The sequence below is a fragment of the Dyadobacter sp. CY345 genome, assembly GCF_021502725.1.
Lineage (GTDB): Bacteria > Bacteroidota > Bacteroidia > Cytophagales > Spirosomataceae > Dyadobacter.
Genome location: NZ_JAKFFS010000007.1, coordinates 248551 through 265467 on the forward strand (window position 1 = coordinate 248551; position 16917 = coordinate 265467).

16 protein-coding genes are annotated in these 16917 nt (G+C 39.8%); 8 read left to right on the top strand and 8 right to left on the bottom strand.

Annotated features, from left to right (window positions below; translation table 11 throughout):
• Nucleotides 1-15: 15 nt before the first annotated feature.
• Nucleotides 16-1299: a rod shape-determining protein RodA gene (gene rodA, locus L0657_RS26395; RefSeq protein ID WP_235153785.1), complete on the top strand. Its 1284-nt coding sequence runs from the start codon at nucleotides 16-18 to the stop codon at nucleotides 1297-1299.
• Nucleotides 1300-1323: 24 nt separating this feature from the next.
• Here the strand turns inward: rodA and L0657_RS26400 are convergent, their stop codons facing one another.
• From L0657_RS26400 to L0657_RS26410, 3 genes are all read right to left on the bottom strand, one after another.
• Nucleotides 1324-1758 carry a PIN domain-containing protein gene (locus L0657_RS26400; RefSeq protein ID WP_235153786.1) on the bottom strand — a complete coding sequence of 145 codons (435 nt, stop codon included), beginning with the start codon at nucleotides 1756-1758 and terminating at the stop codon, nucleotides 1324-1326.
• Nucleotides 1755-1955 carry a hypothetical protein gene (locus L0657_RS26405; RefSeq protein WP_235153787.1) on the bottom strand — a complete coding sequence of 67 codons (201 nt, stop codon included), beginning with the start codon at nucleotides 1953-1955 and terminating at the stop codon, nucleotides 1755-1757. The genes L0657_RS26400 and L0657_RS26405 overlap by 4 nt, the downstream gene beginning before the upstream one ends.
• Nucleotides 1956-2051: 96 nt before the next feature.
• Complete coding sequence (locus L0657_RS26410) at nucleotides 2052-2432, bottom strand: DUF423 domain-containing protein (protein WP_235153788.1); 381 nt, start codon at nucleotides 2430-2432, stop codon at nucleotides 2052-2054.
• 182 nt (nucleotides 2433-2614) lie between these two features.
• Here L0657_RS26410 and L0657_RS26415 point away from each other — a divergent pair, with 182 nt between their 5' ends.
• On the top strand, nucleotides 2615-3685 hold the full coding sequence (locus tag L0657_RS26415; protein WP_235153789.1) for a glycosyltransferase family 9 protein: 1071 nt from the start codon (nucleotides 2615-2617) through the stop codon (nucleotides 3683-3685).
• Nucleotides 3686-3704: 19 nt separating this feature from the next.
• Here the strand turns inward: L0657_RS26415 and L0657_RS26420 are convergent, their stop codons facing one another.
• Complete coding sequence (locus tag L0657_RS26420; protein WP_235153790.1) at nucleotides 3705-4367, bottom strand: YggS family pyridoxal phosphate-dependent enzyme; 663 nt, start codon at nucleotides 4365-4367, stop codon at nucleotides 3705-3707.
• Between the two features lie 138 nt (nucleotides 4368-4505).
• Between L0657_RS26420 and L0657_RS26425 the strand changes: the two genes are divergently transcribed.
• The 4 genes from L0657_RS26425 to rplI all read left to right on the top strand — a co-directional run bounded on the left by L0657_RS26425 (nucleotide 4506) and on the right by rplI (nucleotide 6686).
• Nucleotides 4506-5447, top strand: coding sequence for a hypothetical protein (locus L0657_RS26425; protein WP_235153791.1), 942 nt, complete (start codon nucleotides 4506-4508; stop codon nucleotides 5445-5447).
• A 139-nt stretch (nucleotides 5448-5586) separates the two neighbouring features.
• Entirely contained in the window at nucleotides 5587-5964 is a 378-nt protein-coding gene (rpsF, locus tag L0657_RS26430) for a 30S ribosomal protein S6 (protein WP_235153792.1), read from the top strand.
• Nucleotides 5965-5967: 3 nt separating this feature from the next.
• Nucleotides 5968-6219: a 30S ribosomal protein S18 gene (gene rpsR, locus L0657_RS26435; protein ID WP_015811483.1), complete on the top strand. Its 252-nt coding sequence runs from the start codon at nucleotides 5968-5970 to the stop codon at nucleotides 6217-6219.
• Between the two features lie 20 nt (nucleotides 6220-6239).
• Nucleotides 6240-6686, top strand: coding sequence for a 50S ribosomal protein L9 (rplI, locus tag L0657_RS26440; RefSeq protein WP_235153793.1), 447 nt, complete (start codon nucleotides 6240-6242; stop codon nucleotides 6684-6686).
• A gap of 106 nt (nucleotides 6687-6792) precedes the next feature.
• Here the strand turns inward: rplI and lysM are convergent, their stop codons facing one another.
• Complete coding sequence (gene lysM, locus L0657_RS26445) at nucleotides 6793-7248, bottom strand: peptidoglycan-binding protein LysM (protein WP_235153794.1); 456 nt, start codon at nucleotides 7246-7248, stop codon at nucleotides 6793-6795.
• Nucleotides 7249-7460: 212 nt separating this feature from the next.
• Between lysM and L0657_RS26450 the strand changes: the two genes are divergently transcribed.
• Together L0657_RS26450 and L0657_RS26455 are read left to right on the top strand one after the other, a co-directional pair.
• Nucleotides 7461-9113: a glycerol-3-phosphate dehydrogenase/oxidase gene (locus L0657_RS26450; protein WP_235153795.1), complete on the top strand. Its 1653-nt coding sequence runs from the start codon at nucleotides 7461-7463 to the stop codon at nucleotides 9111-9113.
• 15 nt (nucleotides 9114-9128) lie between these two features.
• Entirely contained in the window at nucleotides 9129-10175 is a 1047-nt protein-coding gene (locus tag L0657_RS26455) for a beta-ketoacyl synthase chain length factor (protein ID WP_235153796.1), read from the top strand.
• Between the two features lie 62 nt (nucleotides 10176-10237).
• Here L0657_RS26455 and L0657_RS26460 read toward each other — a convergent pair whose 3' ends face one another.
• The 3 genes from L0657_RS26460 to L0657_RS26470 form a co-directional block, all read right to left on the bottom strand.
• Nucleotides 10238-11479 carry an NAD(P)/FAD-dependent oxidoreductase gene (locus L0657_RS26460; protein WP_235153797.1) on the bottom strand — a complete coding sequence of 414 codons (1242 nt, stop codon included), beginning with the start codon at nucleotides 11477-11479 and terminating at the stop codon, nucleotides 10238-10240.
• Between the two features lie 2 nt (nucleotides 11480-11481).
• Nucleotides 11482-13011: an NAD(P)/FAD-dependent oxidoreductase gene (locus tag L0657_RS26465; RefSeq protein ID WP_235153798.1), complete on the bottom strand. Its 1530-nt coding sequence runs from the start codon at nucleotides 13009-13011 to the stop codon at nucleotides 11482-11484.
• A gap of 111 nt (nucleotides 13012-13122) precedes the next feature.
• Nucleotides 13123-16917: a trifunctional MMPL family transporter/lysophospholipid acyltransferase/class I SAM-dependent methyltransferase gene (locus tag L0657_RS26470; protein WP_235153799.1), complete on the bottom strand. Its 3795-nt coding sequence runs from the start codon at nucleotides 16915-16917 to the stop codon at nucleotides 13123-13125.

Genomic DNA, 16917 nt, shown 5'->3' on the forward strand with positions numbered 1-16917 from the left:
TTAATTGTTAAGTTAATGGAAGAGGGAAAACCCATAACCAAAAATGTCGATTGGATGGTCGTATTGATCTATATCGCTTGTCTTGGGATAGGGTGGGTCAATATTTATGCGGCGGTTTATAATCCGGAAACGCATAGCAGTATTTTTGATTTATCGAACAATGCCGGAAAACAGCTGATGTGGATCGGTACTACATTTATCCTGATCATCTGTATCCTGGTTATCGACTATAAATTCTACGAGACGTTCTCTTTTATTATTTATGCGATAGTAATATTTCTGCTCGTCGTCGTACTTTTTGCCGGGTCCAATATTAATGGTTCGCGCTCTTGGATTAAATTTGGGGCTATTTCCCTGCAACCTGCACAGTTTGCTAACCTGGCTGTAAGTTTGGCAATTTCGAAGTATTTGAGTGATCCTGCTATCAGTTTATCGCGAAAATTAAAGGATTATTATCCAATTCTTGGTATTATAATTCTGCCCTCGATATTGATTCTATTATCAAATGAGACAGGTTCGATGCTTGTTTTCGCATCTTTTGCGATCATACTTTACCGTGAAGGAATGCCTGGATTTATCCCGGCCATTGGAATCATTTCGGCGGCCTTGCTGATCATTTCTCTTCTTTATGACTCCTGGTATATCGCCGGAGCGATCATCGTTATCGCAGGAATTGTGATTTGGTTAATGCCAGTTATGACGCGTCGTCGGGGAGGTCTTGTCGCAACTATTCTGATTGCATTTGTGATGATTTCTATCGTTTTCGGCGTAGATTTTTTCATGAACAATGTTTTACAAAAACATCAGCGCGGTCGTATCATGGTACTTCTAGATCCTGATTCAGATCCACGCGGTATTGGCTGGAATGTTATCCAGTCAAAAATTGCGATCGGTTCAGGCGGGTTTACCGGCAAAGGATTTTTGCAAGGGACACAAACAAAATTTGATTTCGTTCCTGAGCAAAGTACTGACTTTATTTTCTGTACCGTCGGGGAGGAGCACGGATTTATTGGAACTGCCGTTGTTGTTACATTATTTATCCTACTGATTTCCCGGCTTGTGATTTTAGCTGAGCGACAGCGAAGTCGTTTTGCCAGAGTATATGGCTATTGTGTAGCGGGAATTTTCTTCTTTCATTTCCTGGTCAATATCGGGATGACAATCGGATTGATGCCGGTTATTGGAATTCCTCTGCCGTTTTTCAGCTATGGAGGTTCGTCTTTATGGTCGTTTTCTGTATTACTTTTTATCTTTTTAAAGATAGATGCGCAACGGCCATTTACATTGTCCAGAGGATGATTTTGATCGAAATTAGGTAGGCTTTTAAATCAGTTTTTCAAATAATTCGCAAGTAGTAATGATACGATTAAAGCCTAGCGCAGTCAATTGATAGATTAATTTCTTATCTCCTGTCCATAGCCAGCAGTCAGTCTGCAAGGTTAGCGCTACATAATTAATATCAAAAGCATCCACACCAACAGTTAATCGCTCAGCCTCTATCCAGTGTTGTTGTTCGATTAATGTCTCATTAAAGAACTCGAAATGCCTAAGTGCGGAGTATAAAATATCCAAAACTTCGGGTTGAGACCTCTTTGAATATTTAATGATCTTTGGCTGATGCTTAAATAATTCGATAAATGCGTAATAGCAACTTACTTTATTAAAAGGGGACGACGGATGCGCAATTATTTGTCCAATTCTGCTATCCGGTGCAATCACAGCACTGAACATGATATTCATGTCAACAACGACAATCATTTAACGAAGAGACTGCGGTTTTTTACCCACCATTCTTTATGAATATCACGCGCTAATTCCGCAGCTTCTTCTGTTCCCTGATTTTTCGAAATGGATTCCATCAAATTAAGGTAGTCTACAACCTTTTGCGTCGCTCTTATATCAGCCGGTGTGCTAATACGTATAATCAAATCCTGATTTTGCTGTTCAATTACCATTTGTTTTCCCTTTAACAAATATAATAAACTAATTTTCAACAGTCAACCCGAATAATATTTGTAAATCAATGCTACTTACCTCGTTAATAGAAAAAATTAACCCAATTTTCCAGCCGCCATTATTAATAATACCCATCCAATAATCAGTAGCAATCCGCCAATTGGAGCCGTCGCTCCAAATTTTGTGATGCCGGTAAAGCAAATTGCATACAAGGATCCTGAAAAAATCAATACTCCGAAAATAAATGCATGCCCGGACCAGCCTAGTAATTTTACGGCGTCTTCACCCGCTCTTTGCAACAAAAGTCCCACCAAGACCATCGCCAGCGCATGATAAAATTGGTACTTAACAGCGGTTTCGAAAGTGTCCATTCTTCCGGAAGCTTCCAGCATTCCTTTTAGTGCATGTGCGCCAAATGCGCCGAGTGCTACGGCTATCGCGCCAAACAATCCACCAGCTTGAATAATAAATTTCATATAAAAAAAAGAAATTTTGTAATTGAAAATACTTGTATCGTGCTTGTCAGCCAAGTATGAATCGGTCAGCGTCAAAGTTAGGTTTGAGAAAAGGGCTAACCAACTCCTGATTCATATTTCTTTATTAACTTGCACACATAAATATCCGGCGATAAATATTTGGTCCGGGCAAAATTTTTAAAATGACTATTGAACGATTTATTCAGCTTTGGACACACCGCTATTTTAAATATACCCACATATTTAATGCTCACCTGCAAGGTTATAAGGCTTGGTTTCATTTCAAATTAAAAAAAGCGGGATTCTCGAAGCGAAAAGAATTAATCGCGATTGTCAGGACTGAACATTTTGGCGACATCGTGGCAGCAGAACCGATATCCAGATATGTGCGTTCGCTACATCCAGATTCGCATATCGTGTGGTTTGTCAAGCCTGCTTACCATGAATTGGTAGATCATAACCCGGCCATAGATGAGACTTTCGCAGAGTTTTGTGTAACACAACGCCGTGTTTTATTACAGACAGGTGTGTTTGACAAAGTTTATCCGCTTCAATTCAGCAACAATAATCATTGTGCCAAATGCCAGGTTTTTGTAGATAATCCTATCGCAGAAAAAAGAGGTATTAACGTACATACTTATTTCAACTTTGGTAATCTGCTCGAAGTTTTTGCACAAACGGCTGATTTGATCGGCGAAAAGGTGGCTTTTCCAGCGGACGATAATCCAAGGCTGTATTTGCAGGAAAGTCATCGTCAAAAAGTAGATACGCTGGCATTGCCGGAAAAATATATTGTGCTTCATTGCCAGTCAAATTATACTCCGAAAGATTGGCCGGCAGCGCGCTGGAACCAGCTTGTCGAATGGCTTGCAGTAAACTATTCCTACCATATTATAGAAATTGGCCTGGTTAGTAATTTGTCTGTAGAAACACCTGTTTACCGAAATTTGTGTGGAAAGTTGTCAATACTCGAAACCGCGGAGGTTATTAAACGGGCAGACTTTTTTATAGGACTGGATAGCGGACCATCACACCTGGCAAATGCTGTTGGTACGAATGGAATCATTTTGATGGGATCTCTGGGCAGTTTTCCTTCTTATAACCCTTATTCAGGTAAGTTTGGCAGACAGGAAAATGCAGTTTTCGTCAGAAAGGATGGCTCACCTTGTTCAGATCTTACATTTGATTTTGTAAAAGATAAAGTTGTCTCAGCATTGGGCACTGGGAATAAAAAAGAAAGCAGTACTTTTTAATACTGCTTTCCTCTACTAATTATCTGGCTCCGAAAATCGCACTTCCAACACGTACGAAGGTGCTACCTTCTTCTATTGCAATTGGAAAATCGCCACTCATACCCATTGATAATTCGTTCATTTCTACGTTTTCTCTTTCGTAAGACTTAAAGGATTCAAACATATTTTTCAACGCACTAAATTCCTGCCGGACTTTATTATTATCGTCGGTATTTGAAGCCATACCCATCAGACCAACGATTTTAATATTATTTAAGGAAGCTAGTTCCTCAGATTCGAGAATTTCACGCGCTTCTGTTTCTGAGAGTCCGAACTTGGTTTCTTCCTCTGCGATAAATATCTGAAGCAGACAATTAATGATGCGGTCATTTTTCTTTGCTTCCTTATTTATTTCTTTTAAAAGCTTGAACTGGTCCACAGAATGCACCATGGAAACGTAAGGAGCCATATATTTTACCTTGTTCGATTGCAGATGGCCAATCATGTGCCATTCAATATCTTTTGGCAGCGCCTCGTATTTCGCAGTCATTTCCTGCACCTTATTCTCTCCAAATCTGCGAAATCCAGCATCGTAGGTTTCTTGTAAAATTTCAGTTGGTTTGGTTTTAGTAACAGCGATTAATCTGGCCTTTCCTTGCAGCTGCTCTTCTATTTCGGCAATATTTTCAGCGATTGTTGACATGTTGAAAGTAAATTTTATGATAATGAACAGCTTAGATCGAATAAATGGAACTTACTTTGCACAAATCGAGCTTAACTTATTTCAAAATTGAAAAAAACATAGTTCTTTTACCAATTAATTTAAATTTTAACTCTCTATATGGACTATAACCAAGAAGAAAAGCAAGATCGGAAAACTCTTCTGTGGGCTGCCCTGGCTGTCCTGGCATTGCTTAATTTGGTACTTGTTTATTTTATCTATCATGAAAAACAGGAAAATAGGGTTAAGGACGATATAATAACTGCGAAAACTGAGGAGGTTTTGTTCACAAAAACAAAACTGGATTCCATATCAGCCGAACTGGATACCAAAATCGCAGAAATCCAAAAGTTGGGTGGAAGTGTTGATTCTCTGATTGAGTTAAAAAAACAGCTTGAAAAAGATAAGCAGGAGCTGAAAAATGTAAATAGTTTTTCGTCGGCAAACTTTAACAAAAAAATTAAATCATACGAACAGGTATTGTTGCAGAAAGATACCGAACTGGCGACCTTACGTGAGGAGTTGGGGATCGTTACCAATAAAAATCAAGAGCTGAGCCAGCAGGTGTCGGGATTGGAATCGGAAAGACAATTACTGAACGATTCGGTTACAAACTATTCAGCACAAAACCGTGAACTGGCAGAAAAAGTGACGCTGGCATCCGCTTTGCGTACGGAAGAACTTGCTATCAATGCAGTATCTTCGAAAGGAAAAGAACGTGAAGGTGGAAATTATAAAGCCAAACGTATTGATAAACTGAAAGTTAGCTTCAAGCTTGGTGAAAATGCAGTAGCAAAACAGAATGAAAAAGATATTTATTTGAGAATTCTGGATCCGGAAGGTGCAGTACTTTCTGATATGGCCACTGGTTCGGGCGCATTTTCTTACAATGGAAAGGAAATGATCTACAGTTCCAAACAGACTATTAATTTTACAAACAGTCGTCAGTTGGTTGATATCTACTATGGCCGTGGCGGAATCCAGATGAAAGGTGGGAAATATTCAATTGAGGTTTACAGTGAAGGATTTAAAATTGGGCAAGGTGATTTTACAGTAAAATAATCTGTAACCGCCTAACTTTCTGATAAATATAAATAGGGCTTGCAATTGTCAATTGCAAGCCCTATTTTTGCACCCTCATTATGGATTCCAGTAATCGTTAATGAGAATTAAAATCAATTTATATTTAAATATTTGCCGTATGTCTAAGCAGTATGAAACGGTGTTCATTCTAACTCCCATCTTGTCTGAGGCTCAGATGAGGGATGCCGTTGAAAAATTCCGTACGCTGATCACTGAGAATGGTGGTTCACTTGTACACGAAGAAAACTGGGGATTGCGTAAGCTAGCCTACCCCATTCAAAAGAAAAATACAGGTTATTACACTGTATTCGAATATTCATCGGAAGATGGAGCCGTTGTTGACGTTTTGGAAACGGAATTCCGTCGTGACGAACGCGTTATGCGTTTTATGACAATCGCCCTTGACAAACATTCTCTTGCTTACAACGAGAAAAAACGTAAAGGTCTGATTGGAAGAAAGAAGGAAGAAACAACTGAATCTAAAACCGAAGCATAAGCTATGTCACTCGTAAACGAACCGGTTGAAAAAAACATCAACCGCAAAAAATATTGCCGCTTTAAGAAAGCAGGCATTAAGTACATTGATTACAAGAATCCTGACTTTTTGTTGAAACTTGTAAATGAGCAAGGAAAGATCTTGCCACGTCGTCTTACAGGTACTAGCTTGAAATATCAGCGTAAAGTATCTCAGGCAATTAAAAGAGCACGTCATTTGGCTTTATTGCCTTTTGTTGCTGATCAATTGAAATAAAATAGAAAGAGATACTAACAATGGAAATCATACTAATAACTGATATTGCCGGAGTAGGTTATAAGAACGACATCGTGAATGTAAAAGCGGGTTTCGGTCGTAATTACCTTATTCCGCAGGGTTTTGCCTTATTGGCTAATGACTCTAATCGTAAAATCGTTGCTGAAAACGTACGTCAGGCTGCTCACAAAGCTGAAAAGCTTAAAAAAGATGCAGAAGACATTGCCACAGCAATTGGCGATTTGATAATTGACATTCGCACTGTTGTTGGAGAAAGCGGCCGTATTTTCGGACGTGTTACCAACACACAGGTTGCAGACGTGCTTAAATCAAAAGGTTTTGACATTGACCGTAAGAAAATTACAGTTGATGACGTAAAATCTGTTGGTACTTATTCAGCATTGATCGATCTACACAAAGAAGTGAAACATAAAGTAACTTTGAACGTAATCGCAGCAGAAGATTAATATTCATCTTCTTCGACATAAAAAAAATGACAACCCGAAAGAGTTGTCATTTTTTTTATGTCGTTTATTAATAAACCCACAGCCAACTGCCGAAAGCCAAAGGCTATTAGAGTGCCGGAATTCTCAACACCTGACCTGGATAAATTTTATCCGGATGCGTAAGCATAGGTTTGTTCGCTTCGAAAATGACTGGATATTTCATCATATCTCCATATACAGCTTTCGCGATCAGAGAAAGCGTATCCCCTTTTTCAACGGTATGATATGTTGCTTCCGGCGCAGGTACAGCAACTTTCAATCGGTTGTCTACAATTTTAACGCCTTCCACATTACCTACAGCAAGCGCGATTTTCTCGGCATCTTCCTGCTTGGCAACTTCTCCCTCGATAGTAACTGTGTCAACTGAAGTTTTTACTGATAACGAGTTATAAGCAAGGCCAAGTTGTTTTACATGAGCCAAAAGAGCACTGGCGCGTAGTGGTTCTGCTTCCGGTGTTGGAGCAGCTGCTTCCTTGTGGAAAATTTTTTCTCCTACTCCTTGAAAAAAAGAGATTAGTCCCATCGTAAAAATTTGGTTTTTGTTGTAAAAAATTGATTTAATTTTAGAGTCAAAGCTACTCTATTTTTTAAATAGAACAACTGTCAGACGGCTATTTAACAGATTAGTCACATGTATAAAGCGCACATTTAATACATTTTTTACTGCATTTAGAATGCTCATCTTCGTACTTTTGCATAACACTTGAATAAATACAATTATTATACCCGCCTGGCATGAATCGTACCGAGTCACTCCTGAAATTAAAGAATGAGCAATTTGATATTTGTATAATCGGGGGAGGAGCGAGTGGTGCAGGCTGCGCATTGGATGCAGTGCTGAGAGGTTATAAAGTAGCGTTAATAGATAAAAGTGATTTCGCATCGGAAACCTCGTCCCGTTCGACAAAACTGATTCATGGGGGCGTTCGCTATCTGGAACAGGCTTTTAAAAATCTTGATTTTGCGCAGCTTAAACAAGTTCGCCACGGACTTGAAGAAAGGCATATCGTGTTAAAAAACGCTCCTCATCTTGCAAGGCCGTTGGCTTTGTTGACGCCTGTAAGTTCCTGGATTGAAGGTCTTTATTTTAGTATAGGGCTTCGGATGTACGACTGGTTTGCAACGAATGACAGCTTACCAAAAAGCAAATGGTTGAAAAAGGAACAGGTGTTGTCAAAAATCCCGACGCTTAATAAAACAAAATTGCACAGCGCAGTTATGTATTATGATGGACAGCTTGATGATGCCCGATATTGTCTTGCACTTGCTCAATCTGCCTCAGAGGCCGGCGCGGTCGTTTCAAATTATCTTGAAGTAAAAGGATTTAAAAAAAGTCAGGACGGGAAACTGAGTGGAGTGCAGGTTTCCGATACGCAATCTGGGCAAGAATTCACCATAAATGCGAAACTGGTTATTAATTGTACCGGGCCCTTTTCTGATAAAATTCGTCATTTTGCGAATAACAGCTTGCCAGGAAGAATTCGTCCAAGCAAAGGTGTTCACGTGGTTCTTCCTTACGAAGTATTGAATAGTGACCACGCGATGCTGATTCCTAAAACGCCTGACGGGAGGGTGGTTTTTGCAATTCCTTTTGAAGGATCCATGTTGCTAGGGACGACGGATACAGATTCAAATGATGTCGAGAATGAAGCCAGTCTCAACAGTAAAGAGGTGGATTATCTGGTCAGTACGTTAAATCCTTACCTGGCAAATAAAATAGACATATCTCAAATCAAATCAGGTTTTGGAGGTTTACGACCATTACTTTCGGCTGATCCCAATAAGTCGACAAAGACATTGCTGCGCGACCATGAGATTGAAATCGATGCTGTTTCTGGCCTCCTAAGTCTTTTAGGCGGAAAATGGACGACCTATCGTTTGATGGCAAAGGATACAATTGATCAGGCCGATTTTATTTTGGGTCAAAAAAATGAGTGTACGACTGCCGGGCATATGCTTGTTGGTGGAGCAAATTATGATTTTGAATCCTGGAAATACCTGGCGAAAGATTTCACTTTGCCGGAGGATATCAGTCAGCATCTCGTTAAAAAATACGGTTGCCGGGCTGGGGAAGTAGCAAAACTGACTACTTTTAATAATCCGTTAAAAGAAAGACTTAGTCCTCAATATCCATACATCAAAGCTGAGGTTTTATATACAGTTAGACAGGAAATGGCTGTGACACCAAGAGATTTTCTGGCCAGGAGGATCCGTTTGGAAATTACAGATTGGGAAACTACATTAGCGGTCTTGCCAACTGTTGTGGAGATAATGGGGTTAGAACTTGGCTGGGATAATGCCGAAAAGCAAAGGCAAATATCACAATACGCTCAGCAACTGCAATATTTTCAGAAAGAAGCAACGGGAGAGGTAAAAAAGGATCTCTGAAATAAGTCCTGAAACATGTTTATAAAAGATTTATACTGCATATCACCGCAGCGAACTTTCGATGATACTTTTTTTGAAAATGAGCCGAAAGTCTATTATGGGAATCGTTATGAAGCTCTGGAACCGGCTTACGGTAAATTAATCCCCGCTGGCCTGCTCAGAAGAATGGGTAAGGCGGTTAGGATGGGCGTAGGTGCCGGACTTCCGCTGATACAGAGAAACTCAGATCTCGATGGAATTATCCTGGGCACAGCAAACGGTGGACTTGAAGATTGCCTGAAATTTCTTAACCAGATTGTTGATTACAATGAGGGTACGCTAACGCCAACTAATTTCGTTCAGAGCACTCCCAACGCAGTCGCTGGAAATCTGGCGTTGATGAGTAAAAATACTGGTTACAACAACACGCACGTACACAAAGGTCTGGCTTTTGAAGCTGCTTTGTTGGATGCGATTTTACTTTTGGAAGACAAAAAATTGACGTCTTTGCTGGTGGGCGGTATTGAGGAAATTTCGGATTATAATTACAATATCGATTTTCTGGCCGGATCTTTCAAAACGGAAGAAACCGATTCCAATCTTCTGCTTCATTCAAACACGCCTGGCACTGTTTGTGGCGAAGCTGCGGTAATGTTTGTCGTTGAGGCAGAAAAGTCTGAAAATTCCCTTGCTGAAATTGTCGATGTGGAACAGATCAGTTACGCAGATGAAGAAAAATTGCGGGCGAAACTAACCTATTTTCTCAACCGAAATAATATCCAGCCTGCTGAGATCGATGCATTGATATTGGGTTTCAGTGGCGATATTAGAAATGATTACTGGTACAAGTGGCTGAATCAAGAGTTTTTTCCGGAAAGTGCTGTCTACAGTTATAAAAATCTGACGGGTGATTTTCCTACGGCTTCCGCGTTTGCAACCTGGCTGGGTGTCCAGTTATTAAATGGAAAGCAGCTGCCGGATAACACACTTTATGCTGAGAAATCAGGTAAACCAGCTGAAAAAATACTCATTTATAACCACCATAAGGGTGTTCAGCATGGCTTTATTCTGCTGTCAAAATAAGAAATCGATTACTCAAAATTACCAGTCCGTGATATGGATTCTCGTCCCGAATTGCTGGAAATTTATTCCCTGTTCAAACTTTTTTCCTTCATTTTAATCACTTTAGCAAGTGTGGGAAGTATCGTATCATGTTTTTTGACAAATGGATTAGATTGATCCCAGACATAACCCGCTAGCACTGAACAAATCTGGTTTTTGATATCATTCTGAATATGATTCGCAAAAACGATTGTTTGAAAATCACCACTGTACCAACCAGTTACATAACTTCTGAAAACGTTAATTCCGCCCTGTACCACGTCTTCGTAATCTTTTTTCCAGTCGACAGCTTCTCCCTGCAAATGCCTGTGGGTCATTTTGGCTGAAAGAAGTCCGGATGCCGTCGCGAATGTTACACCGGACGAGAAAATCGGATCAAGAAATTCTGTGCTATTTCCCGATAACACAAAACCTTCACCATACATTTGTTTGACACCGACTGAATAACCAAGAATATGTTTTGGCTCCCATTTTAGTTCTGAATTGTTAAAACGTCCATTCAAATCTTCAAATTCACGGATAAAGTTTTTGTACTTTTCTCCGTTATTTTCAGCAAGCTCTTCAACCTTTTCCCGGTCACTCACGATGCCTACCGAAGTCGATCCGTCAGAAAAGGGTATCGCCCATATCCACGATTTGTTGTTGTCAAAAGAATGTACAAAAATATTATTGCTGGCTTCGGCCGTTCTATTTTTATCTTCAAGATGTGAAAAAACCGCTCCTCTTGGTGAGAAAGCAGAAGGTTTGCTCAGGTCAAAAAGTCTTGGCAAAACACGTCCATAACCACTGGAATCGATGATAAATTTTGATTCTACGGTGCTTGTATTTTCGTTAATATCCTTGTATTCAGCTATTTGTTTGTCTTGACTGCAACTGACGCTCAATACCTCACACTCAAAATTTACATCCACACCTTTTGCTTTTGTTGCTTCTGCAAGGGTAAGATCAAAATCGGCGCGTTTTACCTGCCAGGTCCATGACCAGCCCTGGGTATATTGTTCTTCAAAGAAAAATTCACAGCGCTTGTCTCCTTTCATAAACGCCGCGCCTGTTTTTTTTTGGAAATTTTTAGGAATAACTGCTTCCAACAATCCTGCCTGATCGAGATGTTCCATGCAGCACGGCAAAAGACTTTCACCGATCTGGAAACGGGGAAATTTTTCTTTTTCCAGGATCATGACGTCGTATCCTTGTTTTCTTAAATAGGATGCGGCGACGGTTCCGGCCGGTCCTGCACCTATAACTACAACATCAACTTTTCGCATGATTAAGCATTTTTGACTTTTTGAATGAGTTTATCTTTATCTACAAAAGCAAAGCAGGTCACAAAAGCACTAACTGTGACACCTAATATTCCATGCATGGAAATGTTTTGCCCCGTCAAATGCAGATTTGGGATTCTCGTTTTTGTATTGATTTGTGTCCTTGTCGGCGACGCTGAATTTTTCATGACCCCATACAGAGAACCGTCTTTGTTCCCAATATAGTCACGAAAAGTAAGTGGCGAGGCGCTGTGTACCGCCTTAATTTTCTCCCGGATACCAGGAAAAACTTCCTCGATTCGATTGATAACCTGTTCCTCTTTTAATTTTTTAAATTCTTCATAACCTTCTCCTCGCTTTCCGGGCTCAGCAACGGTATGCAGCGACTCACTCCATTGGGCGGTTTCTTCCGCGTCCATATAGGTCATCACAGACATAGACTCTGCATATTTTTTGTGTTTTGATATGAAGGGTGTGCAGATAAAATAAGTCTGCGGCCAGGTTTTCTGGTCATATTCCACACCTCCCCAGACATCTTCAATATGATGTTGGTAAATATTATAATTCAGATATTCAAAAGTTTCTTCGTGAAAAGTAAAATGTACCAGAAAAGTGGAAATGCTGTTTTTAAGGCTTTTGATCCTGTTTCTGTAAACCTGTAAAAATCGTTGCTCTCCAAAAATGTCGATGGTTACGGCCGGATGAACATTTGAAATATATTGTTTTCCACTAAATTTTTCACCGTTCTCCAGTACCACGGCACTAATTTCACCCACCTCATTATACTCCGCGCCAATGACTTTTTTGCGCTTTAAAATTTCTCCACCAAAACTTCTGATTCCTTTGCTCAGCTGAATTGCGATTTGCGAACCTCCATCAATAAACTTGTAGGCTCCAGACAAATAGCTGTTTATTATCAGGGCATGCACATAAAACGGCGTCATCTCCTTTACGCCCGCATACAATTGATTGGAGCCCGCCAATACATTTCTTAACCGCTCATTTTTGGTGATTGAGGCAATATAGTCATGCGCGTTTAACTCCATAATGCTTGAATCCATTTGATAATTTTCGTTGGAAACTTCAAGATTATAAAGCGGGAATTTTTTGCACGTCTCTTTTATTTTTTCGCAATAGGTATCAATCGCCTCTTTTTCGTCGGGAAAATAACCTTTCATATTTTTCTTAAACTCCTCATATCCCTGACCGTAAGCATATTCGGAGCCATCGTCGAACCGGATTACGTCAAACTTATCGTCATCCAGTCGTTTTAACTTCATCTTTTCCAGAATTCCAAAATATTTGAAAAACTGATAAAGATTTTCGCCTTTGTCCATGCTTCCAACATAATGTACACCTGTATCAAAAATCGCTTTGTCACGGCTATAAACCTGCAAATTACCGCCGATCTGATGATTTTTTTCCAGAACTACTACGCTATGGCCTTCCGAAGCCAGGATATATGCACACGCCAACCCGCCTAATCCACTCCCTAAAATGACGAAATCATATTCCTTTCCGGACTTTTTCTGCATGAAATTGAGATATAAAACTTATTCTTTACTTGTGTTACCAGTCAGAAAACGCCGCAATTTTTATATAAAATTTTACATCTGCGTTTTTCGTGAGTAAACGGCCGATTAAAATTATCCGGATACTTTGAAATGACTTTCTGCTTTTTCTTTTCTTAAAATAAACAGCACGTTGGATGTTTTCTTTGAGTGTTCGTACATCTCAACGCTAAGATTATTTTTTTCTGCAAAATTCCGGATATCAATAGACGAGAAAAAATGGAACGCACCATCTTTTTTATTAAAAGAAAACAATCCCGTTGATAGTGCCTCCGTACGTTCTGTGTTTTTATGTTTCTCGCCGAGGTCAGTAATGCCATCCCGGATAAATAAAATCCCCTCATGATTTAGTGCTTCTGCACAGCGATTTAATACAATCTGCTGCTTTTCTTCTGACAGATAATGCAGGATATCATTTAAAAATATTATATCCTGTTTTTCTACTTTAACCAAACTGATATCTCCATAATCAAATTGAAGGTTACCGGTTTTGTTGTAACTGTTTTGCGCAATCAAAATTTTGTCTTCATCATAATCAACCGCCTTAATGATCCTGTCCTGATTTTTGTAATGAAGGAAAAAAGATAAATAACCATAACCGCAACCAACGTCCAGTATCTTTTTTCTATCACCGATCAGCGCGTTATAATTGGAGAAATTCTTTGCTTCAAGATTCCATTTTGTTTTAAAATACCATTCTAAAACTGGCCCTTTAAATACATAATTGGCGAAAATTTTATGTTTGAGATATCGCGTGTCTTCCATCTCATCTTTGTATAATGCAAACTCAGACTTGAAATGCGCTGCGATATTTTTTGTTTTATCACGAAGCGTTTCTCCCCATATCGGATCGCTGTATTTTATTCTTGGCAAAACCCGGACATTCAAGGCGCCCGGACGGATAAGGAAATCATTTTTTGGTAAAACATCGGAAGCACCATGAATCAGGATCGGCTGGATATCAAGGCCAAGCTCCTGTGCCAGATGAAATGCACCTTTGTGAAAACGTCCGATAGTGCCATCTGCTGACCGCGTTCCTTCGGGAAAAACAAGGATCGAATATCCCTCTTCGACAAGCTTTCGCATTCGGGCGATGTTCTCTTCTGGCCCGGCCTCTGTGTATATATAACCAGCAAAACGGATAATTGGGCCGAAAAAAGGAGAATTATAAACCCAGCCTTTTACCATCATAACAATTTTGGGATTGATCATGATGGCCAGTAAAATATCGAGAAAGGAAGTATGGTTTGCGATGTAAATAACCGGTTTTGAGATATCCATATTTTCAGTTCCGGAAAAATTCTTCCTGACATGTGGACCGGAATAAATCACTGTTTTTGCAAAAAATGCCAGTGAATTATTGATCATCTTCTTTTTTCTAATTTTAGAAACTGGCAAAAGAAGTATCGCGACAAGTTTGGAATGAAGGAAGAGACAGCCAGAAAGGAAATAAGTAAAGCTTGAAATGCTAAGTATAAATGGCAAAAACGTAACGGGTGCCTTTTTCTTTTTTATTCTGTTTTCTGCAAATAATGCAAAAACGACTGGCTGAACGATAAAGGAAATAAACAAGATACAGACAATCCCTAAAACGCTTATCAAGGCAATGGAATGAATCGCCGGATATTCAGCGAAAATCAAAACACCTGTTCCGATGATGGTAGTAAACGCAGACAAAATAATAGCGGACTGATAGGAGCGGAGCGTGTCCTTGCCATATTTATATTTACTCAACAATCCTTCTGTTACGAAAATACTAAAATCGTCACCTAACCCGAAGATGAAGGTCGTGATAACTACATTTACGAAGTTGAATTTTATACCAAAAATCGCTGCAATCCCAAGGATCCAGATCCAGCTGACCACCATAGGTAAAAAGGAAAGCAACGTGAGTTCGATTCTACCGTAAACCAGCAAAAGTGTTAGAAAAACGATCGAGGCAGAGATGAACAATATATAATTAAAATCGTCTTTGACCATTGTAAGCAATTCCTCAGCAAGTTCGCCGCGATCAAAAATTTCAACGCCTTCAATCTTCCGAAGGTCCGATTTAACTGCGTTTAATTGATTTTGACTGGCCACAACCGTCGTGATCAAAGTCGTTTTGGATGCGTTGCTTTCGATCAGATTATCCAGTCCTAATTCCCGAAAAAGTTCTTTCTCCTCAACCGGATTCTCAATTTCTCCTGAAATCCAGCGCTTAAAATCATTAAAAGCGGCGCTGTTAAAACCATTTTGAGCAGCTGATTTGTCAATTTCAGAAAACGTCAGCTTTCTTTTGTTCACATCCCAGAAATTCCGCCATCTTGCCAGACGTTCCTGCCGCATCCTTTCCGGGACCAGAAATGAGCCGGATGAAGCAAAACCTTTTACCTGACTTTGATTTTTTAATTCTGTTAATTTCTGATAAACCTGATAATTCAGCTCCTCTGCTTTTTGCCGATTTTTATCCATGGAAAACACGTAGATACGCTTTTCATTCGCAGGGTCCAGACCTGTCAAAGTCTGTTCCTTCTCTTTTAAATCAACACTATGGATACTCAGATTTTCAAAGCTGCTGTCGAATTCTGTAAATCGGGAATAGTACAAAAAGACAATAGTAAGTACCGCAACAAGACCGAGCACAAAACTTCGAAATTTCCCGGAGATTTTTGGAAATGTAAAAAATTTAACCTCGCCAGGAATATTTTTGTAATCAAACGAAAGAGCCTCCAAAATTACCGGGAGTGCAATTAAGGTAAAAAGTGCGGCGCCTGATAAGCTCAGCGATGCGAAAAGTCCGAAATCCTGCAAAACTGCTGAGTTTGCAAAACGAAGCGCGCTGAAAGCAAGAATTGTAGTTAAACTTCCTGTCAAGAGCGGCTCACTAACCTCCTTAACTGCAGTGGTAATCGATCCGGTATGTCGTAAGTGCGTGAAAAAGTGAAAAGAATAATCAAGCAGGATTCCAAATATGACTGCGCCCGTAGCCAGGGAAATTCCGGAGATTTCCGGTCTGAAAAAACCAATAATTCCCAAAGCGAACGTCCCACCAAAAACTGCCGGGAGCACAATGTAAACCGGAATTAAAACTTTTCGGTAATAAAATATAAGCATCAGTAAAATGGCTGACAGCGCAATGATCATGGTCATATACGAGTCATGTTTTACCTGAATTGCGTTTTGTGCAGCAATCTCGAATGTTCCGAAATAAGTAAATTTATATTGCGGATGTTGCCGCGCCCAGGATTTTTTAAAATCTTCAACCTGATTATACAGCTCAATATTTTTTGCAGAATTCCCTGAATCATAATTTGTTCCAGCCATTACGATCACCTGTTTTCTGTCTTTTGAAAACATCAACCCGTCGTCAACTGTCATTCCATTTGTATTGTTAATGGCATTCAGATCGCGGAAATATTGGCCTGAAATTCCAATGGGATCGTTTAGAAGGAACTGTCGGAGGAATGTGCCGCCTGGCGCCAGCAGTTGTTTGTAAGAGGTGGTGATTGAAGTATTTATAGAATCGGGATTCGCCTTGTTTTGAATGTGTTGGTAGTAAGAAGAATCGATAAGTTCAGGAAACCGGGCATAGGTATATTCATAAACATCCTCCTGAATATTTGGACGAACTGCCTGGATGTTTTTAATATAACCCGAAGTGTGTCTGGCAAGTGAATCAGCAAAGGTCTCAGCAATTGTTTTCGCATCTTCGGTGTCGATATTAGCAGGCACGTCGACCGAAAAAACAATCTGATTGATAATGCTCTTATTTTCGACTAAACGGTTGAATTCTTCGAAGGATTTGCCTTTCGGCAGGGTAGAAAATATGCTTTCTGTAATTCTTAATTTTGATATCCCGACACCCAGGACACCAATTAATAGAAGCAA

Coding starts and splice junctions, on each gene's coding strand:
- rodA (WP_235153785.1), top strand. CDS start 16: ATGGAAGAGGGAAAACCCATAACCAAAAATGTCGATTGGATGGTCGTA.
- L0657_RS26400 (WP_235153786.1), bottom strand. CDS start 1,758: ATGATTGTCGTTGTTGACATGAATATCATGTTCAGTGCTGTGATTGCA.
- L0657_RS26405 (WP_235153787.1), bottom strand. CDS start 1,955: ATGGTAATTGAACAGCAAAATCAGGATTTGATTATACGTATTAGCACA.
- L0657_RS26410 (WP_235153788.1), bottom strand. CDS start 2,432: ATGAAATTTATTATTCAAGCTGGTGGATTGTTTGGCGCGATAGCCGTA.
- L0657_RS26415 (WP_235153789.1), top strand. CDS start 2,615: ATGACTATTGAACGATTTATTCAGCTTTGGACACACCGCTATTTTAAA.
- L0657_RS26420 (WP_235153790.1), bottom strand. CDS start 4,367: ATGTCAACAATCGCTGAAAATATTGCCGAAATAGAAGAGCAGCTGCAA.
- L0657_RS26425 (WP_235153791.1), top strand. CDS start 4,506: ATGGACTATAACCAAGAAGAAAAGCAAGATCGGAAAACTCTTCTGTGG.
- rpsF (WP_235153792.1), top strand. CDS start 5,587: ATGTCTAAGCAGTATGAAACGGTGTTCATTCTAACTCCCATCTTGTCT.
- rpsR (WP_015811483.1), top strand. CDS start 5,968: ATGTCACTCGTAAACGAACCGGTTGAAAAAAACATCAACCGCAAAAAA.
- rplI (WP_235153793.1), top strand. CDS start 6,240: ATGGAAATCATACTAATAACTGATATTGCCGGAGTAGGTTATAAGAAC.
- lysM (WP_235153794.1), bottom strand. CDS start 7,248: ATGGGACTAATCTCTTTTTTTCAAGGAGTAGGAGAAAAAATTTTCCAC.
- L0657_RS26450 (WP_235153795.1), top strand. CDS start 7,461: ATGAATCGTACCGAGTCACTCCTGAAATTAAAGAATGAGCAATTTGAT.
- L0657_RS26455 (WP_235153796.1), top strand. CDS start 9,129: ATGTTTATAAAAGATTTATACTGCATATCACCGCAGCGAACTTTCGAT.
- L0657_RS26460 (WP_235153797.1), bottom strand. CDS start 11,479: ATGCGAAAAGTTGATGTTGTAGTTATAGGTGCAGGACCGGCCGGAACC.
- L0657_RS26465 (WP_235153798.1), bottom strand. CDS start 13,011: ATGCAGAAAAAGTCCGGAAAGGAATATGATTTCGTCATTTTAGGGAGT.